This is a genomic window from Streptomyces sp. NPDC006798, assembly GCF_040635975.1.
GTDB lineage: Bacteria > Actinomycetota > Actinomycetes > Streptomycetales > Streptomycetaceae > Streptomyces.
Genome location: NZ_JBEYIS010000019.1, coordinates 124,318 through 131,411 on the forward strand (window position 1 = coordinate 124,318; position 7,094 = coordinate 131,411).

General features: G+C 73.5%; 7 protein-coding genes and 1 pseudogene. 3 read left to right on the top strand and 5 right to left on the bottom strand.

Features of this window, described 5'->3' with window-relative positions:
- Window positions 1-92 precede the first annotated feature (92 nt).
- Together ABZ714_RS15755 and sigE are read right to left on the bottom strand one after the other, a co-directional pair.
- Entirely contained in the window at window positions 93-1,202 is a 1,110-nt protein-coding gene (locus ABZ714_RS15755; RefSeq protein ID WP_358825769.1) for a zf-HC2 domain-containing protein, read from the bottom strand.
- The gene (sigE, locus tag ABZ714_RS15760) at window positions 1,199-1,972 is read right to left on the bottom strand and encodes an RNA polymerase sigma factor SigE (RefSeq protein WP_358825770.1); all 774 of its coding nucleotides are present in this window, start codon (window positions 1,970-1,972) and stop codon (window positions 1,199-1,201) included. The genes ABZ714_RS15755 and sigE overlap by 4 nt, the downstream gene beginning before the upstream one ends.
- Before the next feature lie 242 nt (window positions 1,973-2,214).
- Between sigE and ABZ714_RS15765 the strand changes: the two genes are divergently transcribed.
- Window positions 2,215-2,916 carry an O-methyltransferase gene (locus ABZ714_RS15765; RefSeq protein WP_358825782.1) on the top strand — a complete coding sequence of 234 codons (702 nt, stop codon included), beginning with the start codon at window positions 2,215-2,217 and terminating at the stop codon, window positions 2,914-2,916.
- A gap of 385 nt (window positions 2,917-3,301) precedes the next feature.
- On the opposite strand, the gene ABZ714_RS15770 is transcribed toward ABZ714_RS15765, so the two are convergent.
- The gene (locus ABZ714_RS15770) at window positions 3,302-3,469 is read right to left on the bottom strand and encodes a DUF3117 domain-containing protein (protein WP_003966491.1); all 168 of its coding nucleotides are present in this window, start codon (window positions 3,467-3,469) and stop codon (window positions 3,302-3,304) included.
- Between the two features lie 424 nt (window positions 3,470-3,893).
- Between ABZ714_RS15770 and ABZ714_RS15775 the strand changes: the two genes are divergently transcribed.
- Entirely contained in the window at window positions 3,894-4,694 is an 801-nt protein-coding gene (locus ABZ714_RS15775) for an enoyl-CoA hydratase-related protein (RefSeq protein ID WP_358825771.1), read from the top strand.
- A 45-nt stretch (window positions 4,695-4,739) separates the two neighbouring features.
- Here the strand turns inward: ABZ714_RS15775 and ABZ714_RS15780 are convergent, their stop codons facing one another.
- Complete coding sequence (locus ABZ714_RS15780) at window positions 4,740-5,324, bottom strand: DNA-3-methyladenine glycosylase I (protein ID WP_358825772.1); 585 nt, start codon at window positions 5,322-5,324, stop codon at window positions 4,740-4,742.
- A gap of 347 nt (window positions 5,325-5,671) precedes the next feature.
- Window positions 5,672-5,956, bottom strand: a pseudogene (locus ABZ714_RS15785) (DivIVA domain-containing protein); the annotation flags it as partial.
- Between the two features lie 104 nt (window positions 5,957-6,060).
- Here ABZ714_RS15785 and folP point away from each other — a divergent pair.
- The gene (folP, locus tag ABZ714_RS15790; protein ID WP_358825773.1) at window positions 6,061-6,921 is read left to right on the top strand and encodes a dihydropteroate synthase; all 861 of its coding nucleotides are present in this window, start codon (window positions 6,061-6,063) and stop codon (window positions 6,919-6,921) included.
- Window positions 6,922-7,094 lie beyond the last annotated feature (173 nt).

Sequence of the window (7,094 nt, forward strand, 5' to 3'; positions counted from 1 at the left end):
AAACTGCCGGCTGGGAGGTACCCCCGTGGGCACCCTGCTCGCAGATTCAACCAGGTTTGCGAATCAGCGGCAGGGGCGCACGGGTGTCGCGGTCAGCGGGCGTTGGCCACCGGGCCGGGCGAGGCCCCGATGTGGTGGGTCGGCAGAGAGCCCGCACCCGGGCCCGGGGCCGCCGACGGGTCCGGCAGCACCGGGGGCAGGAACCCGTGGGGGGCGCCCAGATGGAAACCGAAGCCCATGGGGCGTATCGCCGGGGGCGCCTTGAAGGCCGGGAAGGCGGGGAACGCCGCGTTCAGCGCGGTCGGCACGGGACGGGAGGCCAGATTGAGCGGAACCTCCGGCTCGGCGGCGGACCGGCCGACGACCCGCCCCTCCGAGCGGGTGGGGCCGAAGCCGCTGTTCCTGCGCCGCTCGTACTCGGTGGCCCGGGTGGTCGCGGCGGAGGTGCTGATTCCGGCACCGCTGCCCTGGCTCTGGCCGCCGACCGCGGTACCGGCCGAACTGGCCGCGCGGACCGGCGTACCACCGCTTCCGGTGCCGCCGGAGCGGGAACCGGCCTGGGAGGAGCCGTCGGTGGGCATGGAGCCGCCGAGGGCGATCGCGGCGAAGGAGACGGCGCTGGCGGCGGCGAAGGCGAACCTGCGACCGCGCCAGGGCGAGCGGTCGGCGTCCGGACGCCCGTCCGCTCGTCCTGACGGGGCCGCTCCGGCGCCGAAGCCGCCGAGGGGCGCGCCCGGACGGCTACCGTGGCCGCCGGGGAGATAGCCCACGGCGGCCGGGCGCCGGCCGCCGGCCGCGGGCAGCGGCGTACCGAAGAGGGTGTCCGGGGCCCGGCCGCCGAACGGGCCGCCCCGGTCGCCGCCGGGTCCGCCCGGAAGGTCGGAGCCCGGCCGTCCGGGTCCGGCGGGCAGCCCCTGGAGCCGGGCGAGCAGCCCGGCGGACGGCGGTGGCGGCGCGCTCCTGGCGAAGACGTCCTTCAACATGCGCTGGGCGTCCGCCTCGGCCTTGCAGCGGGGGCAGGTCGCCAGATGGGCCAGTACCCGGTCCCGGGCGTCATGGGTCAGCTCGCCGTCGACCAGGGCGGCGAGCCGGTCCCCGAGGTGGTGCTCGGCCGGGGAGTGCGCGGACCCGGCCGCCGGGGCCCAGGACCCTCTCGGCTGCGGGGACCGGAAGAAGGGGGAGGTGGGACCTGATCCGCTCACGCCGTGCCGACCTCCCCCACCAGCCCGACGGCCCCCGCGAGGGCGCGCTGCTGCCCGGCACGGGCCTCGGGCGAGCGGTGCTTCAGGGCCTTGCGCAGATGCGAACGGCCGCGGTGGATCCGGCTGCGGACGGTCCCGAGCTTCACGCCCAGGGTCGCGGCGATCTCCTCGTACGACAGGCCCTCGATGTCACAGAGGACGACGGCGGCCCGGAACTCGGGCGCCAGGGTGTCCAGCGCCTGCTGGACGTCGGCGTCGAAGTGGCTGTCGTTGAAGACCTGCTGCGGGGAGGGCTCGCGGCTGGCGAGCCGCTCCGCCGCGTCGTCCCCGAGGGAGTCGAAGCGGATCCGCTGCTTCCGGCGGACCATGTCGAGGAAGAGATTGGTGGTGATGCGGTGGAGCCAGCCCTCGAAGGTCCCCGGGGTGTAGGTGGAGAGAGAGCGGAAGACCCGGACGAAGACTTCCTGCGTCAGGTCCTCGGCGTCGTGCTGGTTGCCGGTGAGCCGGTAGGCGAGCCGGTAGACGCGACCGCTGTGGGTGCTGACGATCTCCTCCCACGAGGGGGGTGTCCACGCCTGCGATTCCGCATCCGATGCGAAGGTCGCGGTGGCGGTCGCGGTGGCGGCGGTGGAACGGTCAGCGGTGTCGGTCACAGATTTCGGCTCACCCGGTGACCTGGCGAGGAAACGACGGAACGCTCCCCGACGATCCGCAGGTGCAGCCGCACCTCCCCTGTCGGCTCTGGTGGTATCCAGCGGAGCCCCTACCATAGCCACCTCGCCCGTTAGCTCCGGATAAGAATCTTTACGCGAATTTGGGTACCGCGCCTGCCGTGGGCTCGATGCCATCTGTTCCCCCCGTCCGCCCGGTCGAATAGCCCTGCCGTCGGTCCTGCCGCCTTCTCCGCGCTTCCCGCCTTCTCCCGAGCCCCTCCTCCGAAGCCGTCCGAAGCCATCTCTTCCGGCGTTTCCCCGGGAATCCGCGGTGTCCTCCGTTCAACGAACGGTCCCATCTGCGGGTTCCCGGCTCCAGCGGATACAGTCAACGTCGCGTTCAACTACGGGGACAGGAGAGGCCCATTACCGCCAACCGGCAGACGAGCTGGGCTTTCGCCGATGCCTTCGTCGCCGAGGATGAAGCGCTGCGCTGGGCCCGCGACCGGGCCCGGGAGTCGGGCGTCCCCTCGGTGTCACCGGGCACCGGCGCCGCGCTGCGTCTGCTGGCCGCCACCGCGGACGCGAAAGCCGTCGCGGAAATCGGTACCGGGGCCGGTGTGTCCGGGATCTATCTCCTGCTCGGCATGCGGCCCGACGGCGTACTGACGACCGTGGACCCGGAGCCGGAGCGGCAGCAGTTCGCCAAGCAGGCCTTCCGCGAGGCCGGATTCGCCGGAAACCGGGCCCGTTTCATACCCGGGCGCGCCCTCGACGTCCTGCCGCGGCTCGCGGACGGCGGATACGACCTGGTCTTCTGCGACGGGGACCGGCTGGAGTACCTCGACTACCTCGCCGAATCGTTGCGGCTGCTGAGGCCGGGCGGACTGGTCTGCTTCGAGGGCGTTTTCGCCCGGGGCCGTACGGTCGACGCCGCGGCCCAGCCCGCCGAGGTGCTGCGGCTGCGCGAGTTGCTGCGGGCGGTCCGCGAGAGCCCGGATCTGCTGCCGTCGCTGCTGCCGGTGGGCGACGGACTGCTCTGCGCGGCGCGGCGGGCCTGACCCGTCCCGGCCCGTTTCGGGCTCTTGCCGGCCCGGATTCGGGCACGGGCGGGGTTACGGCCGGGGTTACGGATACCGAACACATACGGGTTACCGGTAACGGGTAACCCGGGCGGCCACCCGGCCCCGGGGAGAATTTTCCGGGAGCGCGTTCCCCGCCCGGAACTCATTCGGCCCGGCTTCGGCTTCGGCTTCGGCTTCGGCTTCGGCTTCGGGAAGACGGACACGGAAGACGTGACGTAACGGGTTCGGCTAAACGGGAAAGCCGGAAACCGAATCCCGGACCGGACCGGAGGCCGTCGGCCGTACGGCCCCGGACACACCACCGCCCCGGCACCGTACGGCGCCGGGGCGGGTGGTCAGGGTCCGTGAACGACCGATGCCGTCAGCCGACGACCTTCTTCAGGGCATCGCCGAGCGCGTCGGCCTCGTCCGGCGTCAGCTCGACGACAAGCCGACCGCCGCCTTCGAGCGGAACGCGCATGACGATGCCCCGCCCCTCCTTGGTCACCTCGAGCGGGCCATCGCCCGTCCGCGGCTTCATGGCCGCCATGCTCGTTCCCCTTCCTGAAACCAGCTCATCGTCTGCCGACCGGCACCCCGGCGGGCGCCGTCACGGCATCGAACACATTGCTTCCAGGTCATTATCCCGCATGGCGGGACCCGATGACCAACATCGGTCGGCATCGCTTGGGCAACACACATTCTCAAAACCACCCAATTCGGCGATCCGCCCGGGGGGACTCCGCCGAAATCCCCGGGAACACCGCGCCCGCGGCGGAACACGGCCCCGGCCGGAAGACCCGGATTTTTCTTTGAGACAGGTCACAGCCCGCGGCCCTGTTCCCCGCGATCTCCGCCATGCTGAGCTGACCGGGTCGCGATCACCGTCCACGACGCCGAGCGAGGCCGAGCGACACCGAGCGACACCACCGACGAGCCGAGACGCCGCAATGACGCCGCAAAGGGGACCCCGCATGGCCGACTCCGTGCTGTACGACGTGACCGACGGACTGGCGACGATCACGCTCAACCGGCCCGACGCCATGAACGCGCTGGACATCGCGACCAAGGTCGCCCTCCGGGAGGCCGTCCGCACGGCCGCCGACGACGACGCCGTACGGGCCGTGCTGCTCACCGGCAACGGCCGCGCCTTCTGTGTCGGCCAGGACCTCAAGGAGCACACGGCGCTGCTGGCCCGGGACGCCGAGACCGGCGACCGGAACACCATGAGCACCGTACGTGAGCACTACAACCCCGTGGTCCGCGCCCTGGCCGGCATGCCGAAGCCGGTGGTGGCGGGGGTGAACGGGGTCGCGGCCGGGGCCGGACTGGGCTTCGCGCTCGCCGCGGACTTCCGGGTCGTCGCCGAGACCGCGTCGTTCACCACGGCCTTCGCGGCGGTCGGGCTGACCGCCGACTCCGGGGTGTCCTGGACCCTGCCCCGGGTCGTCGGGCCGGGGCGGGCCGCCGATCTGCTGCTCTTCCCCAGGTCGATCGGTGCGGCGGAGGCGTACGAGCTGGGGATCGCGAACCGGCTGGTCGCCCCCGAGGCCCTGGCGGACGAGGCCCGTACGGTCGCCCGGGCCCTGGCCGAGGGGCCGACCCTGGCCTATGCGGCGATCAAGGAGTCGCTGGCCCATGCCGCGTCCCACTCTCTGGTGGAGACCCTCGGCAAGGAGGACGAACTCCAGACCCGGGCGGGCGGGTCCGAGGACCACCGCGCCGCGGTCGCCGCGTTCGTCGCCAAGCAGAAGCCGGTCTTCCGGGGCCGGTAGCCGCCGCCCCGGGGCGGGAGCGGAAGCGGGACCGGGCCGCCGGGCTCAGCCCCGGCGGGCCGCGCACCCCTCCAGGTGGTCGTTCACCAGTCCGCACGCCTGCATCAGGGCATAGGCGGTGGTGGGCCCGACGAACCGGATGCCCTCCTTCTTGAGGGCCTTCGCCAGGGCCTTGGACTCGTCCGTGACGGCCGGGACGTCGGCCAGGGTCTTCGGGGCCGGGCGGCCGGCCGGGTCGGGCGCGTGGGACCAGATCAGCCGGTCCAGCTCGCCGGGCGCCCAGGACGCCAGGGTCCGGGCGTTGGCGAGGGTGGCATCGACCTTGGCGCGGTTGCGGATGATCCCCTCGTCGGCGAGGAGCCGTTCGCGGTCGGTGTCGGTGAAGACGGCCACCTCGGCGACGGCGAAGCCCGCGAAGGCCCGCCGGAAGCCCTCGCGGCGGCGCAGGATGGTGAGCCAGGAGAGCCCGGACTGGAACGCCTCCAGACAGAGCCGCTCGAAGAGCGCGTCGTCGCCGTGGACCGCGCGCCCCCACTCGTCGTCGTGGTAGGCGAGATAGTCCTCAGTCGAGAGGCCCCAGGGGCAGCGGGGCCGCCCGTCGGGGCCGGCCAGCGGCCCGCCCGGCGTCATCGGCCCCGCTCCTCGCCCGAGCGCCCGACGGGGTCGCCCACGGAATCCCGCACCCGGTCGCGGCCGGAACCGGAACCGGGGTCCTGGTCGGGATCCGGGTCCGGGTCGGCCGACCGTACGCCGTCGGCGGGGTCCCGGCCAACCGCGGGGGCGACCGGCTCCACCGGGGCCCCGGGCCCGTCGGGGTCCGGGGCCGCGTCCCGTATGCCGTCCTCGTCGGCGGACGGGTCCGAAGCCGCGGCCACGGCCGGAGCCGGGGAACCGTTCACCCGGGCGGTCCCGACAGCCGGGCCGTCGGCCGCGCGCGTCGCGTCGGTCGCGGTGGTCGCACCGGTCGCCCGGGCCTCCGCCAGCGCCGATTCGAGACCGGCGATCCGGGAGTCCCGCTCGGCCAGCTCGGCCCCGAGCCGGGCGAGCGCGTCGTCCACGTCCGCCATCCGATAGCCGCGGGGCGCCACCGGCAGCCGGAGCGCCTCCACATCGGCCCGCCCCACCGGCCTGGTCATCGGCAGGGGGTCGACCAGCCGCTCGGGCGCCGCTTCGGGCAGTGCGGCGCTGTCCCCGCCGCCGAGCACGGCGAGCGTGACCGCCCCGACGACCACGACCATCGCGATCAGCAAGAACAAGAACACGAGCGTCCTTCCCGGCTCCTCGTGGAATGCGTCCGGTGCTGATCGTGCCACGCCGGTGTGACGGTTAGGGTCACAGCTGGACGACGCGAGGAGGAAAACCGCTGATGCTGCGGCTGGGTGAGCGCGAGTTCGACGCGCGGGAGCCGGTGATCATGGCGATCGTGAACCGTACGCCGGACTCCTTCTACGACCAGGGCGCCACGTTCCACGACGAACCGGCGCTCGCCCGGGTCGAGCAGGCCGTCGCGGAGGGCGCGGCGATCATCGACATCGGCGGGGTGAAGGCCGGTCCCGGCGAGGAGGTCACCGCCGACGAGGAGATCCGGCGGACCGTCGGCTTCGTCGCCGAGGTGCGGCGGCGGTTCCCGTCCGTGGTGATCAGTGTCGACACCTGGCGGCACGACGTCGGCGCGGCCGTCTGCGAGGCGGGCGCCGATCTGCTCAACGACGCCTGGGGCGGGGTGGATCCCGAGCTGGCCGAGGTCGCCGCCCGGTACGGGGCGGGCCTGGTCTGTACGCACGCGGGCGGGGTCGAGCCCCGGACCCGGCCGCACCGGACCTCTTACGAGGACGTGATGGCGGACATCCTGCGGGTGACCGTGGGGCTCGCCGAGCGGGCGGTGGCCCTGGGGGTCCGGCGGGACGGTGTGATGATCGACCCGGGCCACGACTTCGGGAAGAACACCCGGCACTCTTTGGAGGCGACCCGCAGGCTGGGCGAGATGGCCGACACCGGCTGGCCCGTACTGGTCTCGCTCTCCAACAAGGACTTCGTCGGCGAGACCCTCGACCGTCCGGTGAAGGAGCGGCTGATCGGCACACTGGCGACGACCGCGGTCTCGGCCTGGCTGGGCGCGCGGGTGTACCGGGTGCACGAGGTGGCGGAGACCCGGCAAGTACTGGAGATGGTCGCGGCGATCGCCGGGCACCGGGAGCCCCGGGTGGCCCGGCGCGGCCTGGCCTGACCGGCGGCGCGGGCCGCCCGGCCCCGGCCCGGTACGACCGGCTGTCCGGTCGGTCCGGTGTTCCGGTACGGCCGGCGGCCCGGCACAACCGTAGGTCCGGTGTTCCGGTACGACCGGCCGGCGCCGGAACGGCCCCGGACCGGCTGGACGTACGGCGTCACCGGGCCCGGCGG